This is a genomic window from Oleiphilus sp. HI0117 (assembly GCF_001635235.1).
In genome coordinates, this window is sequence record NZ_LWGA01000301.1 from 1 (window position 1) to 307 (window position 307).

Here is a 307-nt window from a genome sequence, read left to right on the forward strand (position 1 = left end):
GATAATGCTTACAGCACCGGAGAGTGCCTAATGATAGCGGGTTCAAAAGTCGCTGAAGTCACCGATAGGAATAATATGATCGCTGCAACGGTGGAACAACAAGGCATCGTTGCGAATGAAGTCAGCAGCAATGTGGTCTCTATCAAAGAGGTCGCTCATGAAACCCACGAAGGTGCGACAACACTTTCACAACATAGCGAAGAGCTACAAAAGCTAACCAGCTCAACTCAGCAACTTCTTGAGCAGTACAAGGTATAGACTTGGAGAGAGCATATTTATAGCTCTCTTTTATTGTTATATTCATTTT

1 protein-coding gene is annotated in these 307 nt (G+C 43.3%); it reads left to right on the forward strand.

Features of this window, described 5'->3' with window-relative positions; translation table 11 throughout:
* A partial coding sequence (locus A3757_RS03760) for a hypothetical protein (RefSeq protein WP_231878208.1) occupies window positions 1–258 on the forward strand: 258 nt, incomplete at its 5' end.
* Window positions 259–307 lie beyond the last annotated feature (49 nt).